The 26,785-nt window shown below is 55.6% G+C and carries 29 protein-coding genes, 1 tRNA gene and 1 pseudogene; 24 read left to right on the top strand and 7 right to left on the bottom strand.

Features of this window, described 5'->3' with window-relative positions; genetic code table 11:
• The first annotated feature begins 41 nt into the window (after window positions 1–41).
• A complete protein-coding gene (locus EQM14_RS14185) occupies window positions 42–962 on the top strand; it encodes an N-acetylmuramoyl-L-alanine amidase (protein ID WP_128743831.1) in 921 nt (306 codons plus the stop codon).
• Window positions 963–1,073: 111 nt separating this feature from the next.
• A complete protein-coding gene (locus EQM14_RS16445; RefSeq protein WP_164919099.1) occupies window positions 1,074–1,238 on the top strand; it encodes a hypothetical protein in 165 nt (54 codons plus the stop codon).
• 66 nt (window positions 1,239–1,304) lie between these two features.
• Here EQM14_RS16445 and EQM14_RS14180 read toward each other — a convergent pair whose 3' ends face one another.
• Entirely contained in the window at window positions 1,305–2,483 is a 1,179-nt protein-coding gene (locus EQM14_RS14180; RefSeq protein ID WP_128743830.1) for a phosphoglycerate dehydrogenase, read from the bottom strand.
• A 19-nt stretch (window positions 2,484–2,502) separates the two neighbouring features.
• A complete protein-coding gene (gene serC, locus EQM14_RS14175; protein ID WP_128743829.1) occupies window positions 2,503–3,588 on the bottom strand; it encodes a 3-phosphoserine/phosphohydroxythreonine transaminase in 1,086 nt (361 codons plus the stop codon).
• A 324-nt stretch (window positions 3,589–3,912) separates the two neighbouring features.
• On the opposite strand from serC, the gene EQM14_RS14170 reads away from it, so the two are divergent.
• From EQM14_RS14170 to ruvX, 7 genes are all read left to right on the top strand, one after another.
• A complete protein-coding gene (locus EQM14_RS14170; RefSeq protein WP_128743828.1) occupies window positions 3,913–4,677 on the top strand; it encodes a YdcF family protein in 765 nt (254 codons plus the stop codon).
• Window positions 4,678–4,716: 39 nt separating this feature from the next.
• Window positions 4,717–5,994: a dihydroorotase gene (locus EQM14_RS14165; protein WP_128743827.1), complete on the top strand. Its 1,278-nt coding sequence runs from the start codon at window positions 4,717–4,719 to the stop codon at window positions 5,992–5,994.
• Between the two features lie 13 nt (window positions 5,995–6,007).
• Entirely contained in the window at window positions 6,008–6,940 is a 933-nt protein-coding gene (pyrF, locus tag EQM14_RS14160; RefSeq protein WP_128743826.1) for an orotidine-5'-phosphate decarboxylase, read from the top strand.
• Window positions 6,937–7,704, top strand: coding sequence for a dihydroorotate dehydrogenase electron transfer subunit (locus EQM14_RS14155; protein WP_128743825.1), 768 nt, complete (start codon window positions 6,937–6,939; stop codon window positions 7,702–7,704). Before pyrF ends, EQM14_RS14155 begins: the two co-directional genes overlap by 4 nt.
• A gap of 2 nt (window positions 7,705–7,706) precedes the next feature.
• Entirely contained in the window at window positions 7,707–8,618 is a 912-nt protein-coding gene (locus EQM14_RS14150; RefSeq protein ID WP_205703173.1) for a dihydroorotate dehydrogenase, read from the top strand.
• Between the two features lie 136 nt (window positions 8,619–8,754).
• The gene (locus EQM14_RS14145) at window positions 8,755–9,429 is read left to right on the top strand and encodes a histidine phosphatase family protein (RefSeq protein WP_128743823.1); all 675 of its coding nucleotides are present in this window, start codon (window positions 8,755–8,757) and stop codon (window positions 9,427–9,429) included.
• Entirely contained in the window at window positions 9,426–9,863 is a 438-nt protein-coding gene (gene ruvX, locus EQM14_RS14140) for a Holliday junction resolvase RuvX (RefSeq protein WP_128743822.1), read from the top strand. The genes EQM14_RS14145 and ruvX overlap by 4 nt, the downstream gene beginning before the upstream one ends.
• A 124-nt stretch (window positions 9,864–9,987) precedes the next feature.
• Here the strand turns inward: ruvX and mscL are convergent, their stop codons facing one another.
• The 3 genes from mscL to EQM14_RS14125 form a co-directional block, all read right to left on the bottom strand.
• Complete coding sequence (gene mscL, locus EQM14_RS14135; protein ID WP_128743821.1) at window positions 9,988–10,437, bottom strand: large conductance mechanosensitive channel protein MscL; 450 nt, start codon at window positions 10,435–10,437, stop codon at window positions 9,988–9,990.
• A gap of 132 nt (window positions 10,438–10,569) precedes the next feature.
• Window positions 10,570–11,445, bottom strand: coding sequence for a DegV family protein (locus tag EQM14_RS14130; protein ID WP_164919098.1), 876 nt, complete (start codon window positions 11,443–11,445; stop codon window positions 10,570–10,572).
• Window positions 11,446–11,788: 343 nt separating this feature from the next.
• Window positions 11,789–12,130: a DUF1292 domain-containing protein gene (locus tag EQM14_RS14125; RefSeq protein WP_128743819.1), complete on the bottom strand. Its 342-nt coding sequence runs from the start codon at window positions 12,128–12,130 to the stop codon at window positions 11,789–11,791.
• 855 nt (window positions 12,131–12,985) lie between these two features.
• Here EQM14_RS14125 and EQM14_RS14120 point away from each other — a divergent pair.
• The 3 genes from EQM14_RS14120 (at window position 12,986) to EQM14_RS14110 (ending at window position 17,068) form a co-directional block, all read left to right on the top strand.
• Window positions 12,986–14,071, top strand: coding sequence for a M20/M25/M40 family metallo-hydrolase (locus EQM14_RS14120; protein ID WP_128743818.1), 1,086 nt, complete (start codon window positions 12,986–12,988; stop codon window positions 14,069–14,071).
• 177 nt (window positions 14,072–14,248) lie between these two features.
• The gene (locus tag EQM14_RS14115; RefSeq protein WP_128743817.1) at window positions 14,249–16,483 is read left to right on the top strand and encodes a glycosyltransferase family 39 protein; all 2,235 of its coding nucleotides are present in this window, start codon (window positions 14,249–14,251) and stop codon (window positions 16,481–16,483) included.
• Window positions 16,484–16,979: 496 nt separating this feature from the next.
• Window positions 16,980–17,068: transfer RNA gene (locus EQM14_RS14110), tRNA-Ser, on the top strand.
• A 36-nt stretch (window positions 17,069–17,104) separates the two neighbouring features.
• Here EQM14_RS14110 and EQM14_RS14105 read toward each other — a convergent pair.
• Together EQM14_RS14105 and EQM14_RS16775 are read right to left on the bottom strand one after the other, a co-directional pair.
• Window positions 17,105–17,716, bottom strand: coding sequence for a site-specific integrase (locus EQM14_RS14105; protein WP_164919097.1), 612 nt, complete (start codon window positions 17,714–17,716; stop codon window positions 17,105–17,107).
• Window positions 17,717–17,727: 11 nt separating this feature from the next.
• Window positions 17,728–17,934, bottom strand: a pseudogene (locus EQM14_RS16775) (type VI secretion protein); the annotation flags it as partial.
• Between the two features lie 130 nt (window positions 17,935–18,064).
• On the opposite strand from EQM14_RS16775, the gene EQM14_RS16770 reads away from it, so the two are divergent.
• The 12 genes from EQM14_RS16770 (at window position 18,065) to EQM14_RS14030 (ending at window position 26,771) form a co-directional block, all read left to right on the top strand.
• On the top strand, window positions 18,065–18,256 hold the full coding sequence (locus EQM14_RS16770) for a hypothetical protein (RefSeq protein ID WP_128743815.1): 192 nt from the start codon (window positions 18,065–18,067) through the stop codon (window positions 18,254–18,256).
• A gap of 30 nt (window positions 18,257–18,286) precedes the next feature.
• Complete coding sequence (locus EQM14_RS14090) at window positions 18,287–18,841, top strand: DUF1697 domain-containing protein (RefSeq protein WP_128743814.1); 555 nt, start codon at window positions 18,287–18,289, stop codon at window positions 18,839–18,841.
• 25 nt (window positions 18,842–18,866) lie between these two features.
• A complete protein-coding gene (locus EQM14_RS14085) occupies window positions 18,867–19,484 on the top strand; it encodes a lactate utilization protein (protein ID WP_128743813.1) in 618 nt (205 codons plus the stop codon).
• Between the two features lie 59 nt (window positions 19,485–19,543).
• Window positions 19,544–20,146: a class I SAM-dependent methyltransferase gene (locus tag EQM14_RS14080; RefSeq protein ID WP_128743812.1), complete on the top strand. Its 603-nt coding sequence runs from the start codon at window positions 19,544–19,546 to the stop codon at window positions 20,144–20,146.
• Window positions 20,147–20,378: 232 nt separating this feature from the next.
• A complete protein-coding gene (locus EQM14_RS14070) occupies window positions 20,379–21,206 on the top strand; it encodes a DNA-formamidopyrimidine glycosylase family protein (protein WP_128743810.1) in 828 nt (275 codons plus the stop codon).
• A 212-nt stretch (window positions 21,207–21,418) separates the two neighbouring features.
• Window positions 21,419–22,180 carry an MBL fold metallo-hydrolase gene (locus tag EQM14_RS14065; RefSeq protein ID WP_128743809.1) on the top strand — a complete coding sequence of 254 codons (762 nt, stop codon included), beginning with the start codon at window positions 21,419–21,421 and terminating at the stop codon, window positions 22,178–22,180.
• Between the two features lie 170 nt (window positions 22,181–22,350).
• Window positions 22,351–23,358: a C45 family autoproteolytic acyltransferase/hydolase gene (locus EQM14_RS14060; RefSeq protein ID WP_128743808.1), complete on the top strand. Its 1,008-nt coding sequence runs from the start codon at window positions 22,351–22,353 to the stop codon at window positions 23,356–23,358.
• A gap of 519 nt (window positions 23,359–23,877) precedes the next feature.
• Complete coding sequence (locus tag EQM14_RS14050; RefSeq protein ID WP_128743807.1) at window positions 23,878–24,405, top strand: VOC family protein; 528 nt, start codon at window positions 23,878–23,880, stop codon at window positions 24,403–24,405.
• Window positions 24,378–24,575, top strand: coding sequence for a hypothetical protein (locus EQM14_RS14045; protein WP_128743806.1), 198 nt, complete (start codon window positions 24,378–24,380; stop codon window positions 24,573–24,575). Before EQM14_RS14050 ends, EQM14_RS14045 begins: the two co-directional genes overlap by 28 nt.
• Before the next feature lie 331 nt (window positions 24,576–24,906).
• A complete protein-coding gene (locus EQM14_RS14040; protein ID WP_128743805.1) occupies window positions 24,907–25,536 on the top strand; it encodes a GNAT family N-acetyltransferase in 630 nt (209 codons plus the stop codon).
• Between the two features lie 135 nt (window positions 25,537–25,671).
• Window positions 25,672–26,364 carry an alpha/beta hydrolase gene (locus tag EQM14_RS14035; RefSeq protein WP_128743804.1) on the top strand — a complete coding sequence of 231 codons (693 nt, stop codon included), beginning with the start codon at window positions 25,672–25,674 and terminating at the stop codon, window positions 26,362–26,364.
• Window positions 26,361–26,771 (top strand): peptide deformylase, encoded by a 411-nt coding sequence (locus EQM14_RS14030; RefSeq protein ID WP_128743803.1) that lies wholly within the window; start codon window positions 26,361–26,363, stop codon window positions 26,769–26,771. Before EQM14_RS14035 ends, EQM14_RS14030 begins: the two co-directional genes overlap by 4 nt.
• Window positions 26,772–26,785 lie beyond the last annotated feature (14 nt).

Here is a 26,785-nt window from a genome sequence, read left to right as displayed (position 1 = left end):
AAGATGTAAAGGAAGCAAATTTTGGAAAGACAGGGGATTGGATGAAGACCGGGAAATGGAAAACAGCCTTGTCACTCATTTTCGCCGGCGCGGTAATTTTAGGTTCCGGTACCGGCAAGGCAGAGGCAAAAAGCACAACGGGGATTTTTACGGCGCGGCCCGTCTATACCGCCCATACCTACCGCGTCTATCTCAGCCCTTCCTGCCAGACGTGGAACCCCTACTGCGACGGTTCCGGCAGCGAGGAATACCACATGCGGCAGGTCGCGGAGGCAATGGTGCCCTGCCTGAACGCCTATGGGATCGAATCGGTTCTGGCGGCGGCACAGACCGGCGGCCGCTCCAACCAGAGGAATACGATTGTGAACCGCGCAAAGCAAGCCTCCGCGGCAAAATGCGATCTCTATCTGGCCATTCATTCCAATGCAAAAGACGGAGGGCCCAAGACGAACGGGACAACAATCTTTTATCCGACCGGGGATGCGCAGAGCCTGCGTTTCGCCAATCTGGTCAAGGGAAATTTTATTTATCCTGACAAAAGCGCGGTCAGCCTCGATACGAACGACGCTTTGTGGGAGATGTCCATGCCGTCCATGCCGCACTGCCTGATTGAAACAGCCTACCACGACAATCCGAGCGACGTTCAGTGGATTGAGAGCAGTACGAACGCCATCGCGCAGAGCCTTGCGACCTGCGTTGCAATGAATGCGTATGTGCCGGTTGCCGTTGAGATGGACCGGGCTTCCGTGAATGTGAAGGCCGGTAAAACCTGTGAATTGAATTCCATTGTGACGCTGATCAATACCAATGTTTATCAGAACCGGACCTCGTGGAGTTCCTACAACTCCCAGGTGGCGGTGGTCCAAAGCGGGACGGTCCTCGGCGTGGCGAGGGGATGCACCACCATCGAGGCGAGAACGGATAACGGCCTGACGGCCAAATGCCTGGTTACGGTAACCTAAGGCCCTGACATCCGATTTACTTGCACGATTTGGATTGAAAATTTTGTTGATTCCGCTGTTGTAAAACGAAGAGGACAAAAATATCGTAAATTAAAAGGGGAATGGTTTGTGATGGGAGTTTTCATTGACGCGCTGAGGCTTGGCGGGGTCCTCTTTCTTGTTATTATGACGATTGCCGCATTTTTTCACGTTGCCTACCTCCTGGCCTGCCTGCTTTTCAACTTTATGAGCCGCCTGGTTCACCGGCTGCAGACGAAGGTCCGCCATTGCGGCTGAAAGATCCGGAAAGAGACAGAAGGCCGCTTCCCCAGCCGGGAAGCGGCCTTTCGAATCATAAGCAGATCATGATTTGTTCTTTGGCGGGATAACGCGCGCGCGGACGATCTCCGGGAGCTGCTCCAGGTGCGCCGCCGTGTCCCCGGAAATTTCGCCGGTTACGTCAAGGATCACATAAGCATATTCCTTCTTCGCCTTGCTTTGCATGTTCTCGATATTGATATTGGCGTTCGCCAGAATGCCGGAGAGCTTGCTGATGACATTCGGCACGTTTTTGTGGAACAAGCAGATGCGGGTGTAGCCGTTGCGCGGCATCGAAACGTTCGGCAGGTTGACGGAATTGCAGATATTCCCATCCTCCAGGTAGTTGATCAGCTCGTTTGCCGCCATGCGCGCGCAGTTGTCCTCCGATTCGGGAGTGGAAGCGCCGAGGTGCGGGGTGACAAGCACGTTAGGGACGCCGATCAGGCTGTCGTCGGGGAAGTCGGTCGCATAAGTGGCAACTTTTCCGGATTTGACCGCCGCCAGCACGTCCGGCCGGCTGAACAGCCCGCCGCGCGCGTAATTCAAAAGATGGACGCCGTCCTTCATCTTCGCAATGGCTTCCGCGTTGATCATTTCCCTGGTGTCCGGCAGCAGCGGCACGTGGATCGTGATATAGTCGCTTTCCGCGAAGATATCGTCCAGAGACCGCGCGTGCCGGACCGCACGGGACAGACCCCACGCGGCGTCGACCGAGAGATACGGGTCGTAGCCGAGGACCTCCATTCCGAGCGAATGCGCCGCGTTCGCGACCAGGATCCCGATGGCTCCGAGGCCGATGACGCCGAGCGTTTTTCCGCTGATTTCAGGACCGGAGAACTGCCCCTTGCCTTTTTCGACCAGCTTGCCGACCTCCTCGCCGCGGCCCTTCAGCGTTTTGGCCCATTCGATTCCCGATACGATTTTGCGCGAAGACATCAGGAGGCCGGCAATCACCAGCTCCTTGACCGCGTTCGCGTTCGCGCCCGGGGTGTTGAAGACGACGATGCCCCGCTCGCTGCACCGGTCGATCGGGATGTTGTTGACTCCCGCTCCGGCGCGGGCGATGGCCAGCAGGTTTTCCGGCAGTTCCGTTTCAAGCATGGAAGCGGAGCGGACCAGGACCGCCTCCGGGTTTTCCATGCCCTCCGAGCAGGCATAGCCTTCGCCGAAACGGCTGATTCCGACGGGCGAGATTTTATTTAGGCATTTGATATGGTACATGGGTTGAATCCTCCGTTCATCAAGCATTTTTCCGTTCGAATTCGGCCATGAAGGCAACCAGCTTTTCCACGCCCTCGACCGGCATGGCGTTGTAGATGGATGCGCGCATCCCGCCGACCGTGCGGTGTCCCTTCAGGTTCACAAAGCCTTCCGCCTTCGCCTCGGAGACAAATTTCGCGTCCGTTTCGGCATTTCCCGTGACGAAAGGAACATTCATCAGCGAGCGGTCCTTCGGGACGACCGTGCCGTGGAACAGTCTGGAATGATCGAGAAAATCGTAGAGGATTCCGGCCTTCTTCCGATTGATCTTTTCCATTTCGGAAAGCCCGCCGACGGTGTTTTTCAGCCAGTCGAGCACCAGCATGCAGATATAGATGGAATAGCACGGAGGGGTATTGTACATGGAACCGTTGTCGGCGTGCGTCTTATAATCCAGCATGGTCGGCGTGATCTCCATCGCGCTGCCGATCAGGTCCTCACGGATGATGACGGTGGTCAGACCCGCAATACCCATGTTTTTCTGCGCGCCGGCGTAAAGAAGCCCAAATCTGGAAACGTCGAGCGGAGCGCTCAGAATACAGGAGGAAACGTCCGCCACCAGAGGAATGTCACCGGTCTGGGGCAGGTCCTGGTAGGTTGTGCCGTAGATCGTATTGTTCATGCAGATATGAAAATAATCGGCGTCCCTGGAAAACGAGGAGGGGTCCAGTTCCGGGATGTACGTGAAGGTTTTGTCCTTGGAAGAGGCGACCACCTTGGTCTCCCCATAACGGGAAGCCTCTTTCCACGCCTTTGTCGCCCATTGCCCGGTTACGACGAAATCCGCTTTTTTGTTTTTGTTCATCAGATTCAGCGGCACCATCGCGAACTGTGTGGCGGCGCCGCCCTGCAGGAACAGAACCTTATAGCTGCATGGAATTCCCATTACTTCGCGAAGCAAGCTCTCCGCGGAATTGATGATCCCCTCGTACTCGCTAGATCGATGGGACATCTCCATGACGGACTGGCCGCAGCCCTTGTAATCGAGCATTTCGTCCGCCGCGCGGCGGAGTACGGCTTCCGGAAGCATGGACGGGCCCGCGGAAAAGTTGTAAACACGTTTCATGATGAACCTCCAATTGTATATTTTTACAGCCTTGCCATAATTATTAATTATAATGCGCCAGGCTGGAAAAGGCAAGCATCGAATTGCATTGCTAAAGCGATAATTTTTTAAAAAAGATGTCTAATTTTTTTAATTTTTAATTAATTTTCCAATGTAAAGTGAAACACCATTACAGGCAGAAGAAAGAAGAATTCACCGTTTTTTGAAGAAAGAAGGAACATTTTGCAATATAAGTTTATGAATATACAAATGGTATATGCTTTTTTCGGTACGTATGTTTGAAGCGGCATAGTTTTATGCTATAATAACCGGGAGGTGATCCCATTGGGAAAATTCAGACGCGCCGCGCTTTGGGTCCTTGGAATTCTGTCCGTTCTGGGCCTTTTCTGGTTTCTTGGACCGATTCACTGGAACGTGCTGAATATCGGCAATGTTTTTGGTATCACAGTATGCCTGCTGATTCTGTTTTGTGTCCTGCTTTCCGGCAGGATCCGTGCCGTCTGTAAACGGAGCAGAGCGGCCCGGAACACGGCGAAGGCGGTTCTGGTTCTGTTCTGCGCGGGCCTTGCGTGGGCCGCGGTGCTGACCGGCCTGATGATTTCCGGCGCGGCGGCCGCCCCGCCGGAAACGGCGACGGTGCTGGTGCTCGGCAGCAAGGTGAGCGGCGACGTTCCGAGCGCCGATCTGCGGGTGCGCATCGAAGCGGCGGCGGATTATCTGAACGCGCATCCGAAGGCCGCCTGCGTTGCCTGCGGCGGACGGGGCCGCGGTGAAAACCGCACGGAGGCCGAAGTGATCCGGGAAGGGCTTGTCAGCCTTGGAGTCGATCCCTCGCGCCTCTATTTGGAGGACCGGTCGACTTCCACACGGGAGAATATCGGGAATGCCCTGAAAATTATCGATCAAAACGGCCTGAACCGCACACTGGCGATCGTGACCGACGAATATCATGAATACCGCGCCCGATCAATCGCGCGCGGGTGCGGCGCGGCGGCCTATGCGGCTCCCGCCCGGACTCCGTGGTATATCTTCTCGGCCTGCTGGGCGCGGGAATTGCTGGCGCTGTCCGCCTATCTGCTCCTGCCGTAAGGCGGAGCCTGTTTTTTATCACCGGACGGAGGGAATCATTTGGAAAAACTGTTGCTTCGGGGTGCCCGAATCCTGGACCCGTCCCATGGGACGGATGAAACAGGGGATTTGCTGGTTTGCGACGGTCAGATTGAACGGATCGGCGGGGCCGTTGCCTGTGAGGACGCGCGGGTGATCGACGCTTCCGGCCTTGTGGCCGCGCCGGGCCTGATCGATCTGCACGTCCATCTGCGCGACCCCGGCTTCACCGAAAAAGAGGACGTGCTTTCCGGCTGCCGCGCGGCGGCGGCGGGCGGGGTGACCAGCCTGCTCTGCATGCCGAACACGCGGCCCGCGCTCGATAATGCGGAGACAGTAAGTAGCCTCCTGCAAAGGACGGAAGGCGCGGACGCCCGCGTCTATGCCGCCGGAGCAATCACCAAGGGGCTTTCCGGCGCGGAGCCGACCGATCTGAGGAAACTAAGGGAGACCGGAGCAAGGGCCGTCAGCGACGACGGCAGGCCGGTGGCGGACTCCGCGCTGATGGCCCGTGCGATGCAGGGGGCGGCGGAACTCGGCCTCTTTGTCACGTCTCACTGCGAGGACCTTTCGCTCGCCGCGGGAGGCAAGCTGAACGAGGGGGAGGTGTCCCGCGCCCTTGGCGTCCCCGGAATCCCCGCCGCCGCGGAGGACTGCGGCACCGCGCGGGAACTGTCTCTGGCGGAGGCATACCGTTTGCCGGTACACATCTGCCATGTCAGCACGAAAACCTCCGTCGGGATGATCCGGGATGCAAAGCGCAGGGGCGTTCCCGTGACCTGTGAGACCGCCCCGCATTATTTTGCTCTGACGGAGCGCGAGCTGCTGCGCCGCGACGCGGATTACCGCATGAACCCTCCGCTGCGCGCGGAGGAGGACCGGGCGGCCGTCGCCGAGGGGCTGCGGGACGGCACGATCGACGTCATCGCGACCGACCACGCGCCGCACACGCCGGAGGAGAAGACCGATTTTCTCACCGCGCCGAGCGGCGTGATCGGCATGGAGACCAGCCTGGCGGCGGGCATCACATTTCTGGTTCTGCCGGGGATTTTAACTCTTGCGCAGCTCATCGGACTCATGTCCTGCACGCCCGCGCGGCTGCTCGGCGTTCCCGGCGGAACACTGGCGCCGGGCTCCCCGGCGGATCTTGTGCTGTTTGACCCGAATGAAACGTGGACGGTGGAACCTGCAAAGCTGCACGGGAAAAGCCGCAACGCGGTTTTCAAGGGGATGAAACTGACCGGCAGGGTCCGGATGACCCTGCTCGGCGGGAAGATCGTCTATCAACAGGAGGAATAAGGAGGATTCGACTATGGCTCTGGACCGGCTGATCGAAGCAATCGCGCAAAAACAGAACCCCACGGTGGCGGGACTTGACCCGAAACTCGACTATATCCCCGATTTTATCAAGGAAAAAGCATTTGGGCAATACGGGAAGACGCTGGACGGGGCCGCCGCCGCGATTCTGGAATTCAACAAGGGCCTGATCGACGCGCTGTGCGGCATCGTGCCCGCCGTCAAGCCGCAGTGCGCGTATTATGAAATGTACGGCTGGCAGGGAGTAAAGGCCCTGCACGATACCATCGCGTATGCGAAGGAAAAAGGCCTGTTCGTCATCACGGACGGTAAACGCAACGATATTGGAAGCACCATGCAGGCCTATGCGGCGGCGCATCTGGGCAGAACCGATCTTGCCGGGGAAACGGCGGAAGCGTTCGGCGGCGATGCGCTGACGGTCAACGGATACCTCGGATCGGACGGGATCTCGCCGCTGATCAATGTCTGCCGCGAGGAGGACAAGGGAATCTTTGTCCTGGTAAAAACCTCCAACCGGTCTTCCGACGAGCTGCAGAACCAGCTGTTCGAGGGCGGCGAGCCTCTCTATGAAACGATGGGGCAATATTGCGAGGAATGGGGAAAAGATTTGCCCGGCAAGTACGGCTACACCGGCGTCGGCGCGGTGGTCGGCGCGACCTGGCCGGAACAGCTCGGCGAGCTGCGAAACATGCTGACCCATACGTTCTTTCTGGTCCCGGGCTATGGGGCGCAGGGCGGCGGCGCCGGGGACGTTGCGCCTGCGTTTGACCAAAACGGCCTCGGAGCGGTGGTGAATGCCTCCCGCTCCATTCTCTGCGCCTGGCAGAAGAGGAACGTTGCGCCGGAAGACTATGCAAAGGCGGCCGCTCAGGAAGCCGAGACTATGCGGGACGCGATTCTGAAAGGGATCGGGAGGATCCGCCTGTGAAGCGCTATGACACGGCGGACTGCGCCGTTTTGAAAAAGGCGGAGCTTGCGCCCGGTATCTTCGATCTGACCGTTTTCTGCCCGGAAGCGGCGCGGATCGCCCGCCCGGGCCAGTTCGCACAGTTTCAGGTGCCGGGAAAAACACTGCGCCGTCCTATTTCAATCTGTGAGATCAGCCGGGAAGACGGGACGCTCCGCTTTGTCTTTCAGATCCGCGGAGACGGAACGCGGCTTTTGTCGCTCCTGAATCCGGGAGAAACGGTCAACCTGCTCGCGCCGCTTGGAAACGGCTTCGATTTGGGCGATCCGTCCCGCAGGGCGCTGTTTGTCGGCGGGGGGATCGGCGTTCCGCCGCTGCTTGAAGCCGCAAAGCCGTTCGGAGCGCGCGCGGTGCTGGCGGCAGGCTTCCGCAGCCGAAACGCGGTGACTTTAAGGGAGGATTTTGAATCGCTTGGCTGTCAGGTGCGCGTCGCTACCGACGACGGCTCGTTTGGGTATCACGGGCTTGTCGCCGACCTGATGGATGACATTGAATTCGACGTAGTCTTTGCCTGCGGGCCGAAACCGATGCTCCGCGCGGCCGCCGGAGCCGCGGCGCGGCGCGGCGTTCCGTGCTATGTTTCGATGGAGGAGCGCATGGCCTGCGGCATCGGAGCATGCCTCGGCTGCGCGGTCAGGCTGCGCGGCGGAAACGGGCCGTACTACGGGCATGTGTGCAAGGACGGCCCCGTGTTCGACGCGCGGACCGTCGTATGGGAGGAATGAGCATGGCGGATTTAAAACTCAACCTTGCGGGCGTACCGCTTCAAAATCCGCTGATCGCCGCCTCCGGGACTTTTGGCTTCGGAAAGGAATTCGCGGAATTCTACCCGCTTTCCACGCTGGGCGGCATTTCCTGCAAGGGCCTCACGCTGGAGGAGCGCCCCGGCAATCCGCCGCCGCGCATCGCCGAGACGCCGGGCGGGATGCTCAATTCCGTCGGGCTGCAGAATCCGGGCGTGGAGCGTTTTATCCGGGAAGACCTGCCTTGGCTGAGAAAGCAGGGAACGGCGGTCATCGCGAATATCGCCGGGAACACGCCGCGGGATTACTGTAAAATGGCGGAGCGCCTTTCCGATTCGGATGTGGACATGATCGAACTGAATATCTCCTGCCCGAATGTGAAGCAGGGCGGCGCGGCGTTCGGGACGTCCTGCGAAAGCGCGGCGGCGGTCACGGCAGCGGTCCGGAGGTTTTGTAAAAAGCCGCTGATGGTTAAGCTCTCCCCGAATGTGGCGGATATTGGGGAAATCGCGGCTGCGGTGGAGAACGCGGGCGCGGATGCGCTTTCCATGATCAACACCCTGACCGGCATGCGCATCGACCTTCAAACCCGCCGTCCGGTTCTTCGGAACAACACGGGCGGGCTTTCCGGCCCGGCGCTGCTTCCGGTCGCGCTGCGGATGGTCTGGCAGGCGAGTTCCCGCGTGAAGATCCCCATCGTCGGCCTCGGCGGGATCACCACCTGGCGGGACGCCGTCGAAATGCTGCTGGCCGGCGCGTCGGCCGTGCAGATCGGCACCGTCCTGTTTTCCGACCCCTATGCGCCGGTCAAAATCCTCGCGGGCCTGGAAGCCTATCTGGAAGAGAATCATCTGAAATCAGCTGCGGAACTGACCGGGAAGGTGAGGCCATGGTAGAGAGAAACGGAGCCTGTCCGTGCCCGAAGGTCAAATGCGGACGGCACGGCGACTGCGAAGCGTGCAGAAAACATCATCACAGGCCGGGAAATCCCCCGTACTGCGAGCGAAAGAAAAAATCGGAGGGAAAAAGAAATTGACAAGGCTGATCTTTGTCCGCCACTGCGAGGCGGAAGGCAACACCAAGGGCGTCCTGCAGGGGCGCACGGACTGCGACGTCAGCGGGAACAGCGCGGTCCAGCTGGAACTGATCGCGCTGCGCCTGCGCAACGAGCCGTTCGCGACGGTCTACTCCAGCCCGCTCAAACGCGCGTTTAAAACGGCCCAGGCCATCAATCAGTATCATGACCTTCCGATTCAGATCGATCCCCGCCTGTCCGAGATCGACGTCGGCGCGTGGGAGGGACGTTCCTGGGAAGAAATCGAACGGGAAGATGCCCTGATGGTAAAAATCTGGAACGAATCTCCGGAAAAATTCCAGGCGGAGCGCGGCGAATCGATGAAAGAGGTATACGACCGCGTCTGGGCGGCAGCCGTTGACATTGCCGGGGCAAACCGCGGAAAGATGGTCTGCATTGTTTCCCACGGATGTGCGATCCGCAATTTCCTGTGCCGCGCGCTCGGCCGGCCGCTGGATCGGGTGGGAGAAATCGGCTGGTGCGACAATACGGCGGTCAGTGTGGTGGATTTTGATGACAGCCTGCAGGCGAAGGTCGTCACGATGAACGATGCCTCCCATCTTCCGCGGGAATATTCCGTTTACCGAAAGAACGGAGAGGATCTTTCAGGCGCGGAGGCGATCGCACCGTGAGGATTCTTGCCGTGGACCTTGGAAAGGCGCGCACGGGCCTCGCCGTCTGCGATGAAGACGAGGTTCTCGCCTCGCCCGTTCGCGCCATTGCGGAACGAAACTGGGACCGTCTGGCCGATATGGTGGCCGAAGAGGCAAAAGCCCTTTCCGCAGGTCGCATTGTCGTCGGGCTGCCGCGGAATATGGACGGTTCGGAAGGAGAGAGCGCGCAAAACGCGCGCGCTTTCGCGGAGCATCTGAAAACGCTGAGCGTCCTTCCGGTCGTCTTGTGGGACGAGCGGGGCACGACAATCACCGCGCACGGGTATCTCAACGATACCGACACGCGCGGGAAGAAACGAAAAGCGGTCATCGATGCCGTCGCGGCGACGGTTATCCTGCAGGACTATCTCAGCTACCGCCGCAACCGGCAAAAAAACGGAAGGCTTTCCTGATGCCCCAAGGGGGCCGGGAACCCTTCCGTTTTTGCCGCAGCTGAATTGCTTTTACCGGGCGCGGCTTTCGCTTTCCAAAGCATGTCCTTTCGCCGGATGCGGAACGGCGGGCATGCACACAGGCTCAGTCCGCCAGCTCGGACGTGCAGTTCGGGCAGCGGGTCGCGTCCCTGGGGATTTCCGTTTTGCAGAACGGGCAGATCTTCGTCTGCGCGACCGTTTCTTCCGCCTGGTCCGCTTCGTTCCGGTGGACGAGGCGGTTGATGGCTTTGCTCAGCAGAAAGACGCAGAACGCGATGATCAGGAAGTTGATCACCGCCGTCAGAAAACTGCCGTAGGCAAGCACGGGAGCGCCCGCTTCTTTGGCGGCGGACAGCGACGGGAAGCTTTTCCCGTCCAGGACAAGGTACAGATTGGAAAAATCGATTTTTCCAAAAACGGCGCCGATCACAGGCGTGATCAGATCGTTTACCACGGACGAAACGATGGAGGAAAACGCCGCGCCGATCATGACGCCGATCGCCAGGTCCATCACGTTGCCGCGGGAGATAAATTCTTTAAATTCTTTCAGCATGATGCTTCATCCCTTTCGTGTTTTTTGGGCTTTTCCATCCGGACCTTCCCGGTGCCGGGGGCCCGGCGGAGAGAACAAAAAACTGCGAAAGGATGGCCTTTCGCAGCGAAGGGGCGGCTGCCCTGTCTAGCTTTACGGGCAGCGTTTATCCCCGAAATAGAAGATGGTGAAAAGGCCCGGCCCGCAGTGAGCGCCGATGACGACGCCCAGGCTGGTGATAACGACTTTTCCAACCGTGGGGAAAGTTTCCAGGATTTTGTCGCGCATGAGTTCCGCATCCGCCAGACAGTCGGCGTGGAGAATATGTATTTCCTGACCGTCGGGGGAAACGAGGTCTTCTTTCATCCGGTTCAGAATGGTGAGCAGAGCGGCTTTCCGGCCGCGCACCTTTGAAGCGACGACAAGCTTTCCCTCGTCCGATACATACAGGACGGGCTTGATGGAAAGCAGCGAACCGACCAGCGCGGATGCGTTGGAAACGCGGCCGCCGCGCTTGAGGTAATTCAGGTCGTCGACTGTGAAGCGGTGGATGATTTTCAGCTTGTTCGCCTCTCCCCAAGCAATCACTTCGTCAAAGCTTTTTCCCTCGTCGCGCAGACGCACCAGATTGATGACGAGCAGGCCCAGCCCGCCGGATACGCAGCGCGTATCCATCTGATAAAAGCGCCGGTTCGGATATTCTTTCCGGATTCTCTCCGCAGCTTCCCCGGCTGTGACATACGAGTGAGAAAGCTCGCGCGACATATCGAGGAAAATAACGTCTTTTCCAGTATCCATAAGCTTTTTGAAAAACTCATAGTAAGTCAGAACGTTGATCATCGACGTGGTGAGAATGGCTCCCTGCCGCATCTGCCTGTACATTTCCTCCCGGGATTTTTCCCTGCAGTCGTCCTCACAGATTTTGTCGCCCAGCATAAAGGAATAGCTGATCAGCGGCACATCATGCTCCTCGAAAAACTCCCTCGGAAGGTCGGCGGTGGAGGCCGCCGCAATCACATAATCCGCCATACTACGCCTCCTAATCTTCAGCCAAGAGTATGATATCATCCTGATTATACTTTTTTTTGCCCGGATTGTCCATCGACAAATCCGCGAAACTGTAGCGGCCAATAAAAAAAGCCCCTGAAATCAGGGACAAACCGTTAAAAATATAAAGACCCGCCTGGCCGTACTGTGTTGAATAACCTGCTACTCGTAGCAGGTGGGTGCCCGCCCGACGGTTTCGCACTCCCTTCGTCCGGCAAATGCCGGGAGGTCTGAAGTCCGCCGCCGGAGCCGATGCTCCCGATTCAATATTGTAGGGTTATTTCTGCACAAATCCGCGCACCAGGCAGGATGCCAGCGAAAAAAATCAATCTTCGATATTGTCTTCCTCTTCCGGCGGAACATCGTCGGAGTCCTCGTCTTCGTCGCCATACAGCTCTTCAAACCGGTTCTCGAACTGTTCTGCCAGCCGGTCAAGCAGGGCTTCGTCTTCCACTTCGGCCAGTTGCTGTTCTCCGTTTTCCTCGATTGACTCGAAGATGTAATAGGTCCCCTCTGCGTCGACCTTGTCCTGAGGGCTGCTGAGAACGGGGAGCAGGGCGTAAAAGCACCCGTCGTCGTTGTCGATGACGTCCAAGACTTCAAATTCATGCTCGTTGCCTTCGTCGTCAACCAAAGTCAGAATATCAGGGCCGAATTCATCTTGCATCGAGGTACTCTCCTTAAGATTCATTTCCGTCTTTGCTGTCGTTACTATTCTACGCTGTAAGGACCCGCAAGTCAACAGGAAAATTATATGCAACAAAAATATACTAAAAAATATTTTTATTTTAATTGAAACTATTGACTTATACCATATTTGCCCTTATAATAAAGCCGTAAGGAAAAGGGACGATAGAAAGGACGATGCAGTTTTCCCGAGCGGCGGCCGCTGCGGAAGATGGAAAACAGAGACTGGCATCGGGATGAAAACGGACTTTTTCGCTGAAGGGAGTGAGTCCAATGGACAGGGAAGAGGACCGGCGAAAGGCAATTGACGTTTGTTGGACGGATGCATCCGCAAAAGAGTAAAAACAGAGAAAGGAATGAGGTGCGAGACGGCCTGTTGCAGAAGATTTTGTTTGGCCGGCACGCTGCAAATCCCTTTGAAAGCTGAATCCCGGCTTCGAATGAAGCCAGTTCTTCCGGAACAGATTTTTCAGGGCGGTTCAGAGGATGAAACGCGGGCGGCGAACAGACCGGAGGAAACGGCAAAGGTGATTCCGATGTATTGATTTGGGGAGTTTTTACCGCGGCAGCTGATTTCTGGAGAATCGGTCTTTGCCGGGGCGGAAAATGAAACAGTTGACACAGTTTATCGTTTGGGCCTTCGGCGGTTTTCCGCCGGAGGCCCGGCTGATTTTATCGAATTGCGGCGCGGTGGAATGGTTTCCGCCGCGCTTTTCCATTATGGGGGAAACCGCGGTCATTTTCTTGCGGCAATCTATTGAATCCTCCGCAGGGCTGGAATATAATCGGGAAAGGCGATTTTTCGTCGAATACAGTCTGATCCGGAGGCGTACGATTGGAACAACAGATCATTGGAATGGTGCTGGCGCTCAGGAGCGGCCTGCACCGCCTTGCCGAACCATCCGGCAGCGAAAAGAGAACGAAAGCGTTTCTGATGAAATTTCTGCGCGCCCATACTTCCCTGAGACTGGAGGATGAGGGGGCGTGGTTCTGCGCCGTTCACGAGGAACCGGGCGCCGCTGAAACCGTCGCTTTCCGGGCGGATATGGACGCGCTGCCGTTCCGGGGCGGCAGCGCCCACCTTTGCGGGCATGACGGACACTGCGCGGCTCTGGCCGGGCTGGGCCTTTTTCTCGAACACAAAAAGCTGGGGCGGAACATCGTTCTCCTCTTTCAGCATGCGGAAGAGACCGGCGCCGGAGGAAAGGTCTGCTGCCGGGCTCTTTCAAAATACGGGATCGATCGGATTTATGCCTTCCATAATATTCCCGGATGGGAGGAGGGGACCGTGCTGCTGCGCCGCGGCACCTTCGCGTGCGCTTCCAGAGGGATGACCCTGTCTTTTGCCGGCAGGCCGTCCCACGCCGCTTATCCGGAAAACGGACGCAATCCTGGATTTGCCGCGGCCCGTTTCCTAAGCGCTCTGCCCTCGATTACAGAGCCGGTTCGTTACAAGGGGCTGACGATGGCAACCCTGATCGGTGCGAAAATCGGTGAAAAGGCTTTCGGCTCCGCCGCCGGCACGGCGGAGGTTTGGCTTACGCTCCGGGCGTGGCTGGAGGACGACTTGGATCGGCTGATTGCTTCCATCCGGCAGAGCGCCCGAGCGGAAGCGGCGCCGGACGGGGTGGAAGAATCCGATTCTTTCTGCGATGTTTTTCCCGCGACGATAAACGATGGCGAAACCCTGGAGCGGTTGAAGGGAGTCAGCCTCAGAGCCGGGTTGGACTGTGACGAGATCTCGGAGCCTTTCCGCTGGTCGGAGGATTTCGGATATTACGGTTCCGGTGCAAGGGCGGTTATGGTGGGAATCGGCGCGGGTCGGGATTGGCCTCAGCTCCATACAGAGTGTTACGAGTTCAACGACCGGATCCTCCCGTCCGCGCTCGCCCTGTTTTCTGCCCTTGCCCGATTCGGCTGACCGGTTTGTTTTGGCTTCCGCCCGGCGGCCCGAGCCGTTGACGCCCAGCTTTGCATGGCTGGCGGAACGCCTGGAAAAGATTGCCCGCATTCTTTCATCACCTCCTAATGAACCATTCATCCTGCCTTCATAAACAAGGGGTATCCTACAAAAAAGTAAAGACAGGGTGAATTTGAAATGCTGAAAATGCAAAACGTGAGGATCATCAGAAAATATCGTGAAGCGGCCGCGCTGACCCTGATTCTGTTTCTGGCGGCCTTCCTGTCCGTTTATCATATCTGGAATCTCGGTTACAGCAATGAGTTTTACGCCGCCAGCGTGAAAAGCATGCTGACCGGCTGGAAAAATTTTTTCTTTGCTTCGCTGGATCCCGGCGGATGGATCACGGTGGACAAACCCCCCGTTTCTTTGTGGGTGCAGACCGCCTTTGCGAAGGTGTTCGGATTTTACGGCTGGAGCATCATTCTGCCGCAGTGCCTGGCCGCGGTGGCGACGGTTGCGATTGTCTATTGCGCCGTCAAACGCCATTTCGGCACTGCTGCCGGCCTCATCTCCGCGCTGGTGCTTGCGCTCTCGCCGATTTTCATTGTGATCAGCAAAACCAACAACACCGATTCGGTGCTGATTTTCTTCATGGCGCTTTCCGCGTGGGCCATGGTGGCGGCTTCAGACCGGGGGCAGCTCCGCTATTTGATTTTGTCCATGGTTTTCCTGGGAATCGCTTATAATGCCAAAACATTGGAGGCGTTCCTGATCCTTCCGGCCCTTTACGCCGTTTACTTTTTCGGCACGAGCCTCAGGTGGAGAAAGCGGATATGGCATCTCGCAGTGGCGGCGCTCGTCCTATTGACGGTGTCCCTGTCTTGGTCCGTGATCGTAGACCTGACTCCGGCGAGCGAGCGGCCTTATGTGGACAACAGCTCGAATAATTCCGAACTGGAGCTTGCCCTCAGCTATAACGGGATCCAGAGGATCACGGGACAGTCGGGCGGCACATTCGGCGGAAACCGCTCCGGGATGCCGGGACAGGCCGAAACGGACGAGGAGAACAGCGTGCCCGACGGCGGCATGCAGGGCTGGCTGGAGGGTGATGGACCAGTTGGGACTCAGGACAGCGGGCAGACGTCATCACTGTCGTCGGGTTCGAGTTCGGACAGCGTAAGCGGTTCGGAATCACGTGCGGACGGGGATACCCAGAGGGATGACGGAAGAACTTTCGGGCAGGGTGGAACAGACGGCTTTCCCGGAGGCCCCGGAGGCAACGGGGGCGGGGGAAATATGTTCAACGGCGGTGGAAGCGCCGGGATTCTGCGCATGTTCAACACCACCCTTGGCGGGCAGGACAGCTGGCTTCTCCCGTTCGGCCTGTTCTCCGTTCTGGCGATGCTGATCGGGATGCGCGGCGCCGATGAAGAACGGCGCCGGAAGCTGCTGCGCGGGGTTCTGCTCTGGGGAGGTTCCGTCGTGACGATGGTCGGCTATTTCAGTGTGGCACAGTTCTTCCACCCTTATTATATTTCAGCCATGGCACCGTATCTCGCCGCTCTGGCCGGCATCGGCGCGACCGAACTGTGGAGGCTTTACCGCAGCGGCGGCCCGTCGGGTTATCTGCTTCCGGCGTCCTTTGTTTCGACGGCTGCCGTTCAGGCTGTAATGCTTCAGTCCTATTCAGGCTATTCAAAAATTTTGATTCCTTTAATCTGTGTGGCAGCGGGAATACCGGCTGTTTTCCTGCTCCTTCTGCGCTTCTTCAAAAAAAATCCGGGCGGCAAACTGGCGCTGGCATGCGTTGTCGTCGGCTTTGCCGGGCTTCTGATTGCGCCGGCGGTGTGGACGGGATACTCCGCGCTGTGGGGAAACATCAATTCTTCCATTCCCTCCGCCGGCCCTTCCGCGGAGGAAACGTCGATGTTCGGACAGGCGGGCGGTAATCGGGACATGCCGTCTGATGGCGACAGAACCGAAAGCGGCAATGTGGAAACCGGCCGGCAGGACGGCGGAAACTTCGGGAATCGGTCCGGTACTTCCTCCGATTCAGCTCTAATTACATTTCTTGAAAAGAATAATACGGGAGAGAAATATCTGCTTGCGGTATCGAGTGCCAGTGAAGCGGAACCGATTATTTTAGCCACCGGCAAGCCGGTCATGGCGGTGGGGGGGTTCAGTGGGACCAACCGGTCTCTGACCGTGGAAAAACTGGAGCAGATGGTGAAATCGGGTGAGTTGAAATATTACATGGTTGGAGGGAGGGGAGGCATGGGCGGAAATTCCTCTGACGAAGTGACCCAATGGGTCGAGCAACACGGCACGGCAGTGGATTCCAGCGTGTGGAGTTCTTCCTCTGATTCGGGTCTGGTGACCGGCGGCTCCCAAACGCTTTATGATCTGTCTGCTTATCAAAATGCTTCATAAGTCCCAAACTGAAAAGGCGCGCTTTTTGCGCCTTTTCAGTTTGGTTCTTGAGGCTTGTCAGATATGAGCTGAGACAAATGCTCCTATAACCGACTGCTTTCGGGGAAAACCCTTGACTTTTTTTACGTTTACCGGTACAATAAAAAAGCACATTTGGGAGGTGCTATAGGGCCTACCAAAGCAATTGCAGGAAGTCGTAGTGGACCCAATAGCTCATTGCTTAGAAAATCCCTGATTCCTGAATTCTTTGGTATTCTTTGTGTTGCAATTGAGCTTATGCGCTGGTCGTTAATCCTTTGAAATAATTTAATCGGAAGCGTATCGAAGTGGTCATAACGGGCCGCACTCGAAACGGGCTTGTCCAAATCCGTGGCCAAATTCCGCAGATGCCCGTGTTTGCTGGGTTTCCGAGCCGCAATACTCAGGAATCCACGGTTCTATTCTAACACGTTTCTAACGCCTGTGCCACCCTGAAAAGCGGGGTAAAATTGAATATGGAAGCGTATCGAAGTGGTCATAACGGGCCTGACTCGAAATCAGGTAGACCGCAAGGTCTCGTGGGTTCGAATCCCACCGCTTCCGCCAACGTCAGCCATGGAAGGATTCTTCCGTGGCTGTTTTTCACGTTTTTGTCCCTCTGGTGATTTGGATCTCAGACTCTTCATCTGGCATACAAAGCTTCGCTTTATCCGTCGTTCTATCCCTATCAAGTGACCCATCCAACAAACTTCCTATCACCACCCCGGTTTCGCGTTTGCTCGCAAAGTCCAGGTGAGCGTAAATGTCGGCAGTGGTGGAAGAATTGCTGTGCCCCAACCAGAGCTGAATGCGCTTCATATCCACTCTCTCAGCAACCAGCAGGCTGGCGCAGGTGTGGCGCAGATCATGAAAACGGATATGCCGCAGACCGTTCTTCTGAAGAAGGTAGGAAAAGTGCGCGCTCAGAAAGGCCGGACTCAGCAGGTTTCCCAGACTGTCCACGCAGACATACTCCAGATACTTCTTGCAATATCCCTTCCTGCATGCTCTGCGATACTCCTCCTGACGGGCCTTTGTTTCTTGCAGAACACGTTCCGGCATCGGAAGCAGTGGGAGTGTCCGGCGGCTGGATTTGGTTTTCATCTCATCCGTCAGCAACAGGCCCTCCTGCCCAGCGGCACATCCATCAATGACTTTATGCTCGATGGCGATTGTGTTCTTCTCGAAGTCAATGGAACCCCAGCGGACGCCCAAAACCTCGCTGCGCCGTCCTTTCCACCCAGGTAGCGTAGGATTGTCTGTTCCTCCGTGGAGGCCGGATATTCACGAAGCACCCAAACGAATCGGAAGGTGTTACCGCAGATAAAGTAATCCGTGTTGAATTTTATGATGGAAGGTGCGATCATGCCGGGAAATTCCTGAATGCGGGCATCTTCCCGCGGAGGCGCGCTGGTTTTCGGCTGTTTTGCCATAGGGCATGCTTCCTTTCTGAATTGATTCTGAATATAAAAAAGCCACCACATTTCTGTGATGGTGATGGGACACATTTGGAGATAAGCATGGTATAATAGGCACATACAAAATTCGCAGATGAAGATAAAAATGAAAAGTGGTCTTCGGCAGCCGGGAAAATTTCAGCCGTTCGCCGGCTGTCGCTGCGCAATGGTGCTCATCAATAACCAGCTGATCGAACTGATTGAGACCACCCTGTCCGAAAGCGAAATCTGGGGTGACGGCGTATTCCGGGACAGCATTCTTTATCCAAGGGAAAATAAAAATCCCATTCTCTTTTAAACCGGTTTTCACAGACAAGGGAGATGCCCTATGAAATATGCGGCCCTGTTCCGGGGAATCAACGTCGGCGGAAAAAACCTTGTAAAAATGGATGATTTGAAGCGGCTCTTTCTTGATTTGGGATTGAGCAGCGTCCGAACCTATATTCAAAGCGGGAATGCGGTTTTTGAAACAAATTTGGAGGAAGCGGCCTTACAAAAGACGATTCACGCCGGATTTTCGGAGCGCTTTAGATTGAAAGGCGATGTCATCATACGAAACATCGATGAAATTAAAGCCCTGATCGACTCCCTACCGTTCTCGGCGGCGGAGATTGCCGCCGCCGAAGCAGCCGATCCGCAGGTCGAGCACCTTTACGTCTATTTTCTGGATCACCCTCACGAACAGGTGCAGATTGACAGCCTGTGCAGAGAGAATACCGGCCCGGATCTGCTGCGAATGGGGATAAGAGAGGGATACCTCCTTTGCTGTCAAAGCATCCGCAAATCGAAACTGGCCCTACGCGCCGCGAGAGAATTCGATTCGGCTACCGTACGCAACTGGAAGACAGTCGTTAAGCTGTACGACATGCTGACTGCTTTGTAAATTTTGGATAAAGGGGAAATCCTGAATGGAGCAAAAAGTCTGCAAAACCATTCAAAATCTGCAACGGCATAATATGGGCGGCTACTTCGTGGAGAATCGTTCGGATCTGCTGTCCCTAATTCCCACGCTGATCCATAGGGGCGAAACCGTCGGATGCGGGGATTCTGTAACTCTGGAGGAAACAGGTGTCTTTGATCTTCTCCGCAGCGGAAACTACATGTTTTACGACAAGCATCAGCCGGGGCTGACGTCGGAGCAGAAGCTGAAGATTTATCTGAAAAATTTTACCGCCGACACCTTCTTCACCGGGGTAAACGCCGTAACCATGGACGGTAAGCTGTTCAACATTGACGGCAACGGGAGCCGCGTCGCGCCGATGCTGTACGGCCCGAAGCAGGTGATTGTCGTAGCCGGTGTCAACAAGCTCACGGACTCCGCCGAAAGTGCGATCCTCCGCGCGCGGCAGATTGCGGCACCGCTGGACGCGAAGCGTCTGCGCAAGGAGACGCCCTGCGTAAAGCTTGGCAAATGTGTGGACTGTAGTCACCCGCAGAGAATCTGCAACGATTTCGTTTTGATCGCCGGACAGTTTGTCAAGGAGCGAATTAAAGTGATTTTAATTGACGGGAACTACGGCTATTAATCCTTGCGCCATATCAAAATCTTGAGCGAGAATTAAATTTCGAAAAACAGGAGAACTTTATGGAAACAAACAACATTTGGGAAGCGATGGCAAGCCATTACGATACGGATACCAGGGTCGAGGTTGCTAATCGGATCGCTCAGGCAATCCGCGCCGAACTGAGCGGCACGGAAGGAAAAACCGCTGTGGATTACGGCTGCGGCACAGGTTTGGTCGGCTTGCAGTTGCTCGGCTTGTTCCAGTCCGTGCTTTTTGTCGATCCGTCCGCCCGGATGATCGAACAGGTTGACCGAAAAATTGCAGCCGGGCAGATTCCGCGAGCCCGTACACTGTGCTGCGATTTTTTAAAAGAAGTGCCAGACGGATTGCTCGCTGACTATGTTATCCTATCCCAGGTCCTTCTGCATATCCCGGACAGCCGGTCTATTTTAACCTCATTATACAGTGTGCTGAAAAAAGACGGCCATTTAATCATCGCTGATTTTGACAAAAACGATGCCGTTGTTTCCGAAATGGTTCACAACGGATTTGAGCAGGAAGAACTGATTCAATTACTCAGGGAAACCGGATTCGCGTCCGCCACGGCACACACCTTTTATCATGGGAAAGGAATCTTCATGAATCAGGATGCCTCCCTTTTTATTCTGAATGCCGTGAAATAGGAAGGAATCCTGCGAAAGAGCCATTGCGATGAGTAAATACAACGCCCTGTGCTTCATGCCGGGCTGGGCCTGTATCGCTCCGGACACATCGTGCAAATTTCGAACCTCGTCACGCTGGCTGCAGGTAAAGGCCACGGACACTTCTCCCGCTTCTTTTTCTGTAGATACGTAGCCATGCTGATCGGCGAATTTGGGAAGTGAACCACAGCTTATTTCGAAGGAGAAACCGCTTATGATGGAATTGCCTGAAGCAATCACAATCGCAAAGCAGATGAACGGTGCCGTCGTCGGGAAGAGGGTGCGCCGCGTCCACCCGCCTTCAAAAGCGCATAAATTCTGCTGGTATGCCGGCGATCCGGCGGAATACGACGCGGCGGTGAGCGGAAGCGCCATTCGATCAGCCGAGGGGTTCGGCATCTTCGCGGAAATGGCGTTTGATAACGGGAAACGGCTGTGCTTCAACGACGGGGTCAACGCGCGGCTCGTAAACCGCGCCGACGCGCCGAAAAATCATCAGCTGCTGATGGAATTTGACGACGGGACGGCTCTGGTCTTCACCGTCGCCATGTACGGCGGCATCATCCTCCATGACGGTACGTATGATAACGAATACTACCTCAAAAGCAGAACGGCGGTTTCCCCGTTTTTCGAGCAGTTTGAACCGTATTACTGCAAATTGATGGCGGAGAACAAACCGACCCTGAGCGCGAAAGCGTTTCTTGCCACGGAGCAGCGCTTTCCCGGTATCGGCAACGGCGTGCTGCAGGACATCCTGTTTACCGCCGGAATCCACCCAAAACGCAAAATCGGGACACTCAGCGAAGCAGAGTGGAACAATCTTTTTTCCTGCATCGTTTCGGTTCTGCGCGATATGACGGAACACGGCGGGCGGGACACGGAAAAGGACCTCTTCGGGTGCCCGGGCGGCTACCGGGTGAAGCTGTCAAAGAACACGCTTGCCTCCGGCTGCCCGCGGTGCGGAGGAGAGCTTGTAAAAGAGGCCTATCTGGGAGGAGCGGTGTATTACTGCCCGTCATGTCAGCCGCTTATGAAAGAATAACGCAAAAAATTAGAACCGTCTCATTGCATCATAAAACAAAGCGGTTTATTCTCTGGAAAAGCTTGAGACAGAGGGCCACGCCGTCGTTTCACGCGGCAGGAGCAATATCCGGTACTATGTATGTGAAGGACTATCGGGACAGCTTATATCAGCTGTAGCCGAACCTTTGCTGTGGTTGTTATACATGAGACAAGTTAGAAAGGAACCATGAGATGGGTGATTGGTTTACGATAGACCATATAGACGAGAACACACATATCATCAGCGAGTACCGGCATTGGGAGGAAACGCACTGCTATCTGCTCGTCGGCACGGAAAGAGCGCTCCTGATCGACACCGGCCTCGGCATCTGCAATATTTACGACGAAGTGAGAAAGCTGACCGACAAGCCGGTCACCGCCGTGGCGACCCATGTTCATTGGGACCACGTCGGCGGGCACAAATACTTCCCGGATTTTTACGCTCACGAAGACGAATTGAATTGGCTCAGCGGAGAATTCCCTCTGGGCATGGAGCAGATCAGGGGCATGGTGACAGACCGCTGCGATCTGCCGGAAGAATATGATGTAAACATCTACGAGTTCTTTCAGGGGACGCCCACGAGAGTATTGAAGGATAACGATTTGATTGACATCGGCGGGCGCGTCCTGCGGGTACTGCACACGCCCGGCCATTCACCGGGGCACATGTGCTTTTATGAAAGGGAGAGGGGCTGCCTTTTTACCGGCGACCTGGTTTACAAGGACACCCTGTTTGCCTATTACCCCTCCACCGACCCGGAAGCCTATCTGAAATCATTAGAGTGCGTTGCCGCGCTCCCGGTCCGGCGGGTCTTTCCGGCGCATCACAGTCTGGATATCGGGCCGGAAATAATCCCCAGAATGCGTGACGCCTTCCGTCAGCTGAAAGCGGAAGGCAAGCTGCATCACGGCAGCGGAACATTCGATTATGGGGACTGGGCTGTGTGGCTGTAATCCAACCCTGAAAACGAACTGAGCGGGCCGATTCCAATTTATCGGGAATCGACCCGTTTTCTGTCCCGTTACCTGAAGAATAATATAGTGCTTGACATAAAATTTTTATTCGATTACGCTTGAGTCAAGAGATGACGTCAACTCTCAATTCAATGATTGGAGAGTTAAAAATGTATCATGGAAGATTTACCGGAACTCACTATGAGGCTGGGTACAAATGGGGCCGCTTGCTGCTCAAGAACGGGAAAAAGCTCGACCACTGCCCAACCTTTGCGCTGACGGAGGACAAATACGCCTTTGCCGGAGAATGCGTTAAAGAATACCAAAGGTATTTTCCCGAGGCTCTGGAGGAAATCCGGGGTATCGCGGACGGAAACGAGGTGCCTGTGGAAACCCTCCAAGCTCTGCTTTTTTGCATGTACTGCTTCGAGCCTGATCACAAATGCACCTGCTTTGCCTTTAGCACGGAGGATGAGATCGTTTTTGCGCGAAACAGTGATTTCCTTGTGAGCCTGGAAAAGCTCTACATGAACTGTCTGTATCGTCTTGAAGGCGGTTATGGGTTCAACGGAAACACAACCGCCTTCGTGGAGATGGAGGACGGCGTCAACCAGCGCGGGCTGGCGGTTGGACTGACCTTTGTCTATCCGCACCTGCGAAAGCCGGGCCTCAACGCCGGGATGCTGCTGCGCTATCTTTTGGAGAAATGCAAAACCACCGCCGAAGCGATAGAGGCACTGCGCAAGCTCCCTATCTCATCGGCGCAGACGCTGACCATAGCGGACAAAGGCGGCGAAATCGCCGTGGTGGAATGCAACCCCGGTGAAATGGAGGTCATCTTTCCCCGCGCCGGGGAGCGGTTTGTCGCAACCGCCAACAACTTTAATTCTGAAAAGATGCGGCCGTACCGCAATCCTGAAATCGACGACTGGCATTCGGATGAGCGCTATCAAACCGCGCGTAATGCGCTAGAGCATAACAAGGGTGATTATACCGTGACCTTTGCGGAGAATGTGCTGTCCGGGAGATATGGCTTTATGTGTCAGTACGACCGCAGGCAAAACGCCGACACTGTCTGGTCCATTGTTTACGACCTAAAGCGGAAGCAGATCTGGAGGGTCGAAGGGAATCCCTCACGGAAGCATTTTAAACGAGACGACCGAATGAAGCTGGATTAAGTGATACGCTTAGGCTGACGCCGGGCAATTTCTTTGATTGCCCGGCGCAACTTGTTTGTAACGAAACGGGTGGACATTATGGCAATAGCAAATATAAAAGCTGTATTACATTGTGATATAGATAAAGTGTGGAATCTTGTTACTTCACTTGACAACTATTCGTGGAGGAGCACTTAAGCAAAATAGAAGCGCTTACGATAGGAAAGAAATTTGTAGAACATACAGAGGACGAATATGCTACCACCTTTACAATTACACTGTTTGAGCTTATGAAAAGGTATGAATTCGATATGGATAACGAAAACATGCACAGTCATTGGGTCGGGTTATTCTCATATGACATACTTCTTGATTACATTAGCGGCGACGACGATAGGGTCGACTGCCGGGATGGGCGGCGGGCGGCAAAGAGATTACATTCTGGATATTGAGGACACAGAAAAGGTTCGGCCGGTGATTGGAATATTAGAACCTATCACGCCGCTGCCCAGGCCGCGAAAAAAGAAATGAGGTCGTGTTATGAAATTCAAAAATCCCCTGCTGGCGGTATCCGATTTGGCCGCTTCCATCGATTTCTACAAACGAATTCTGGGCCTGCGCGTCGTCATGGATTTCGGGTCCAATGTGACGCTTACCGGCGGCGTCTGCCTGCAAACGCTGGACACTTGGCAGGACTTTCTGGAGGGCAGACCCGTTTCTTTGGGTGCCAATACCGGGGAGCTCTATTTTGAAGAGGACGATTTCGACGTCTTTGCCCGGAAGCTGCAGGAGGAATCTGTCAAGTATGTCCACCCGGTCAAGGAACACCGCTGGGGTCAGCGGGTAGTGCGCTTCTACGACCCGGATCGCCACATCATTGAGGTGGGGGAAAACATGAAATCTGTCTGCCGCCGCTTTCTGGACGGCGGCATGACCGAGGAGCAGGCGGCAGCGCGGATGGATGTGCCGCTGAAATTCGTAAAGGCATGCCAAAAAGTGAACACAGGGAGGCGTTGGGGCTGCTGGCGGCAGAGGCGTTTTTGGCGCTGTATCTTCTCTGCTGTCTGACCGGCGTGCTGCTGGCGCTGTATCCGCTGTCCCTCACGCTGACCCAATCCCGCCGGATTCTTTTTATTGTTCTGTTTGCCGCAGGCATTTCTGCCGCCGAGGAACTTTTCATCGAGCTGACGGCGGCTGAGCGGGACCCGAACAGAGCTTTCATGTTCAAGAAGGAGTAAAGCGTATGTCCTTTGACTTCAAGAAGACGGCGCCGGACAAATGGGAAGCCGTCATTCGGTATCCTGTCAGGAGGAAAACTTGAAGCAAATTTAACCTCCGTTTGATTCAGCCTTAGGAGCGCCGCATAAATAGCTGGTCATTCTGTGATGAAAGACTTATAATCAGAAGTACATCCAGCCGTAAGGCCTGATGAAATTTAATTTTAGGAGACTGCTGTTTGAAGAAGAACAACACCTTGGAGATTGTGGGCTGACCGGGAGGTTTGCGCCAAACAATCTCGCCGAACCTCCACAAAATTGACAATCAACAATTTTTAGGAGGATTTTACCCATGAAAAACAACTACCGCATTCGCCCCGAAACCAAAGCCGATCACCGTGCGGCAGAGAATCTGACCCGCGAGGCGTTCTGGAACGTGTACCGTCCCGGATGCACGGAGCACTATGTCCTGCACCGGTTTCGTGACAGAGAAGAGTTCATCCCGGAGCTGGATCTCGTCATGGAGAAGGACGGGGAAATCATCGGTCATGTGATGTACGTTCGCTCCGCAATCAAGGCGGACGACGGAAGAACCGTCCCCATCATGACTTTCGGCCCCATCAGCATTGCACCGGACTGCCAGCGTCTGGGCTACGGCACGATTCTCCTTCGGCACTCGATGGACAAGGCCGGAAAGCTGGGCGCGGGCGCGCTGGCAATCACCGGCAATATCGGTTTCTACGGAAAGTCCGGCTTTGTGGTGGCCAGCACAAAAGGCATCCACTATTCTGCCGAGCCGAGGGACGGGGAAGTGCCGTATTTCCTCATCAAGGAGCTTAAGCCCGGCTTCCTGGACGGCATTACCGGCTCGTACAAGGAACCGGAGGGCTATTTTGTTGATGACGCAGAAGCGGAAGCCTTTGACGCACAGTTTCCACCAAAGGAAAAACTGAAGCTGCCGGGGCAGCTGTTCCAGCTGTAAAGAGACCAGCCGAGGCCACCTGCCGATTTTGACAGGTGGCCTTGTCTTAGGTGCGATTGTGATTTGTAATGACCTGTGCTATGATAAAAAATAAGGACAAATTGCAGATTACATGTCAATAGAGGAGGTATTTCCATGACTGCGATAAAATTTCAAATCCATAACATCCCTGCCGTTTTGTACGGTGAAGATGCTGACTTTGTCTGGTTATTCGTTCACGGCAAGTGCGGGTACAAAGAGGAGGGGGAAGCCTTCGCGGAAATCGCCTGCCTCAGGGATGCTCAGGTGCTGGCCATCGATCTGCCCCAACACGGGGAACGAAAAGCCGAAACCGGATTTGACCCGTGGCATGTGGTGCCGGAGCTATGGGAGGTCATGGCGTATCTCCGGCGGCGCTGGGCGCATGTTTCCCTTCGCGCCAACAGCATTGGGGCGTGGTTTTCCATGCTGGCCTTTCCGGACACACCGCCGGAACAGGCTCTGTTTGTTTCGCCGGTGCTGGACATGGAGAAGCTGATTCGAAATATGATGCTCTGGGCGTCCGTCGACGAAGAGCGGTTAGAACGGGAGGGCAAGATTCCCACCGACTTTGGCGAAACGCTCTCCTGGGACTATCTCCAATATGCGAAAGCGCACCCCATCGTGGAATGGGCTGCCCCAACGGCAATTCTGTATGCCGGTCAGGACAATCTGACCGGCCGGGGTACGGTGAATGCCTTTGCCAGTCGTTTTGGCTGTAAGCTCGCTGTTATGGAAAACGGCGGGCACTGGTTCCATACGCCGGAACAGCTCGATATGCTAAAAAGCTGGGAGGAGAACAACACATGATTCGGGAAATTTGCAGGGACGAGACGTTCCTCGTGCAAAAGGCCGAGCCGGCCACGGCGGACGATCTCGGTGCGGCGGCGGATTTGCTGGCAACACTGATTGCCCACAAGGACGGCTGCGTGGGTATGGCGGCCAACATGATCGGCGTGAATAAACGGATCATCGCCCTTGATAACGAGGGAAAATACATGGTGCTGTTCAACCCGGAGATCGTGAGGAAGTCTGATCCATACGGGACGGAAGAGGGCTGCCTGTCCCTTACCGGCATCCGGAACGTTAAACGCTTCAGGTCCATTAAGGTACAATACCAGAACGAGAAGTTTCAGACCCGCCTAAAAACCTTCACCGGCTTCGCGGCGCAGATCATCCAGCACGAAGTGGACCACTGTGAAGGGATTCTGATCTAGTCATAGGAGCGTGT

The sequence above is a fragment of the Caproiciproducens sp. NJN-50 genome, from assembly GCF_004103755.1.
In the GTDB taxonomy this organism is placed as follows: Bacteria; Bacillota; Clostridia; order Oscillospirales; family Acutalibacteraceae; genus Caproicibacter.
The sequence above is the reverse complement of the archived record's forward strand: the minus strand, read 5'-3'. Positions and strand labels throughout refer to the sequence as shown.

What these genes read in the sequence shown, in the direction of transcription:
- EQM14_RS14185 (WP_128743831.1), top strand. Translation starts at nt 42, where the DNA reads ATGAAGACCGGGAAATGGAAAACAGCCTTGTCACTCATTTTCGCCGGC.
- EQM14_RS16445 (WP_164919099.1), top strand. Translation starts at nt 1,074, where the DNA reads ATGGGAGTTTTCATTGACGCGCTGAGGCTTGGCGGGGTCCTCTTTCTT.
- EQM14_RS14180 (WP_128743830.1), bottom strand. Translation starts at nt 2,483, where the DNA reads ATGTACCATATCAAATGCCTAAATAAAATCTCGCCCGTCGGAATCAGC.
- serC (WP_128743829.1), bottom strand. Translation starts at nt 3,588, where the DNA reads ATGAAACGTGTTTACAACTTTTCCGCGGGCCCGTCCATGCTTCCGGAA.
- pyrF (WP_128743826.1), top strand. Translation starts at nt 6,008, where the DNA reads ATGGCTCTGGACCGGCTGATCGAAGCAATCGCGCAAAAACAGAACCCC.
- EQM14_RS14150 (WP_205703173.1), top strand. Translation starts at nt 7,707, where the DNA reads ATGGCGGATTTAAAACTCAACCTTGCGGGCGTACCGCTTCAAAATCCG.
- mscL (WP_128743821.1), bottom strand. Translation starts at nt 10,437, where the DNA reads ATGCTGAAAGAATTTAAAGAATTTATCTCCCGCGGCAACGTGATGGAC.
- EQM14_RS14130 (WP_164919098.1), bottom strand. Translation starts at nt 11,445, where the DNA reads ATGGCGGATTATGTGATTGCGGCGGCCTCCACCGCCGACCTTCCGAGG.
- EQM14_RS14125 (WP_128743819.1), bottom strand. Translation starts at nt 12,130, where the DNA reads ATGCAAGATGAATTCGGCCCTGATATTCTGACTTTGGTTGACGACGAA.
- EQM14_RS14115 (WP_128743817.1), top strand. Translation starts at nt 14,249, where the DNA reads ATGCTGAAAATGCAAAACGTGAGGATCATCAGAAAATATCGTGAAGCG.
- EQM14_RS16770 (WP_128743815.1), top strand. Translation starts at nt 18,065, where the DNA reads ATGAAAAGTGGTCTTCGGCAGCCGGGAAAATTTCAGCCGTTCGCCGGC.
- EQM14_RS14090 (WP_128743814.1), top strand. Translation starts at nt 18,287, where the DNA reads ATGAAATATGCGGCCCTGTTCCGGGGAATCAACGTCGGCGGAAAAAAC.
- EQM14_RS14085 (WP_128743813.1), top strand. Translation starts at nt 18,867, where the DNA reads ATGGAGCAAAAAGTCTGCAAAACCATTCAAAATCTGCAACGGCATAAT.
- EQM14_RS14080 (WP_128743812.1), top strand. Translation starts at nt 19,544, where the DNA reads ATGGAAACAAACAACATTTGGGAAGCGATGGCAAGCCATTACGATACG.
- EQM14_RS14070 (WP_128743810.1), top strand. Translation starts at nt 20,379, where the DNA reads ATGATGGAATTGCCTGAAGCAATCACAATCGCAAAGCAGATGAACGGT.
- EQM14_RS14065 (WP_128743809.1), top strand. Translation starts at nt 21,419, where the DNA reads ATGGGTGATTGGTTTACGATAGACCATATAGACGAGAACACACATATC.
- EQM14_RS14060 (WP_128743808.1), top strand. Translation starts at nt 22,351, where the DNA reads ATGTATCATGGAAGATTTACCGGAACTCACTATGAGGCTGGGTACAAA.
- EQM14_RS14050 (WP_128743807.1), top strand. Translation starts at nt 23,878, where the DNA reads ATGAAATTCAAAAATCCCCTGCTGGCGGTATCCGATTTGGCCGCTTCC.
- EQM14_RS14040 (WP_128743805.1), top strand. Translation starts at nt 24,907, where the DNA reads ATGAAAAACAACTACCGCATTCGCCCCGAAACCAAAGCCGATCACCGT.
- EQM14_RS14035 (WP_128743804.1), top strand. Translation starts at nt 25,672, where the DNA reads ATGACTGCGATAAAATTTCAAATCCATAACATCCCTGCCGTTTTGTAC.
- EQM14_RS14030 (WP_128743803.1), top strand. Translation starts at nt 26,361, where the DNA reads ATGATTCGGGAAATTTGCAGGGACGAGACGTTCCTCGTGCAAAAGGCC.